Source organism: Eggerthella sp. BIOML-A4, from assembly GCF_009875575.1.
Classification (GTDB): Bacteria; Actinomycetota; Coriobacteriia; order Coriobacteriales; family Eggerthellaceae; genus Eggerthella; species Eggerthella lenta.
In genome coordinates, this window is record NZ_WWRX01000038.1 from 1 (window position 1) to 1,457 (window position 1,457).

Below are 1,457 nucleotides of genomic sequence, written 5' to 3' on the forward strand. Positions count from 1 at the left end.
GAATGCGACCTGTAACACCAATCAGAGCCCCTTTCTTAGCCCAATTTGCTAAGTTTTCAGCTTGCTGGCGCCAAATCACACAGTTAATAAAATCAGCCTCACGCTCTCCGTTTTCGTTTTTTCGGTTGCGATTGACAGCAAGAGTGAACGTAGCTACCGCCACATTAGAGGGGGTGTATCTAAGTTCAGCGTCCTTTGTCATTCTTCCAACCAGTACAACATTATTGATCATCTGACTTGTCCTTTCCTGCATTGCGTTCACCGACTAGATAGCCCAGCATGAGCCAAACGAACGCCATTCCAACCTCTTTTAGTAATTCAATCATTTCAATTCCTCCATTTTCTAATAAATTTTTACCCAATCTTTAGAGATATAATGAGTTCTAGCGTATTCACTTCTTGCCATATCTTTTGCCTGCTCCCAGCTATAAGCCAGTACATGGTAAAAATGTTGCGTACGGTGATTTAATCCCCAATTACATGTAACACGATAAAATTTCAATTCATTTCCAATGGACCATAAGTGGGGTAATCGTCTGCCAGATTCGTACATATCTCTATCAACTCTCGCTATCTGTGGTTTGTTCATCTTCTTCTCCAAATTCTATTCCTAACCTTTTTACGGTTGCGATTGACGGCAAGTGTGAACGTTGCTACCGCTACATTAGATGGCGTGTATCTAAGTTCAGCGTCCTTGGTCATTCTTCCAACCAAACAAATTGAATTAATCATACTAATTCACCTCTTTTCCATTTGTATATGAATACTTTCTGATACTTGTCTAATTTCCATGATTACCATCCACACTGTTCAGCCAGCTCTTCTTGACTAAGTGGCTTAATATTTTGATAACCGCTGACTTGATAATTTTTCTTGTATTCAAAGCCAGCTTGTGCAAGTGTTGCCTTAAAGTGTTCTTTTTCATCTGCACTTTCAAAATACACTTCCAAGGTCATTTTTTGCTTGTATTGTTTTAAGCCATTTTCAGCCTCTCTGAGAGCTTCAATGTCATTCTTGGGCGATTGTCCATTTTCCAAGATTTCGCCTGTTTCTGGGTCAAAATGACGGCTTTCTGTTGAAACTTGAGCTTGTTCCTGTTCTTTTGCTCGCTGAGTGGCTAGAAGTTGCTCTCTTTCTTCCTCAGCTCTTCGCGTTTCTGCTTTCTGCTTTTCAAACTGATAATCTGCCATGATTTGTTGCATTACATCAGCCAAAGACATTGACTGTAACATACGAATGTACGGTTGGTCAGTCATACCGTACTCAGCACATTGCCCGGAGATGGTGGCTTTTTCTTTTTCATGCTCTTGTTGTTTTTGATATTCAAATGTGACCATGTCCTCAAGAGATTTCATGGTGACTTTCTTCAAGGTCACACCATCCGCCATAAAGTCGCCAGCCTTGATATATTCAAGGGCTTTTTCATCAAAGATACGTGGGTCAAGCATGTACTCGGC

General features: G+C 40.7%; 4 protein-coding genes. All 4 read right to left on the bottom strand.

Going from position 1 to position 1,457, the window contains the following annotated elements; all coding sequences use genetic code 11:
• Window positions 1–232 (bottom strand): single-stranded DNA-binding protein (gene ssb / locus GT613_RS15220; protein WP_161172729.1); only part of this gene is annotated, 232 nt, incomplete at its 3' end.
• A 111-nt stretch (window positions 233–343) separates the two neighbouring features.
• Window positions 344–601 (bottom strand): hypothetical protein, encoded by a 258-nt coding sequence (locus GT613_RS15225; RefSeq protein ID WP_161172730.1) that lies wholly within the window; start codon window positions 599–601, stop codon window positions 344–346.
• Complete coding sequence (locus GT613_RS15230; RefSeq protein ID WP_255459247.1) at window positions 586–732, bottom strand: single-stranded DNA-binding protein; 147 nt, start codon at window positions 730–732, stop codon at window positions 586–588. Before GT613_RS15230 ends, GT613_RS15225 begins: the two co-directional genes overlap by 16 nt.
• A 62-nt stretch (window positions 733–794) precedes the next feature.
• The coding region (locus GT613_RS15235; RefSeq protein ID WP_161172731.1) for a DUF1351 domain-containing protein at window positions 795–1,457 on the bottom strand (663 nt) is incomplete at its 5' end.

Coding starts and splice junctions, on each gene's coding strand:
- GT613_RS15230 (WP_255459247.1), bottom strand. CDS start 732: ATGATTAATTCAATTTGTTTGGTTGGAAGAATGACCAAGGACGCTGAA.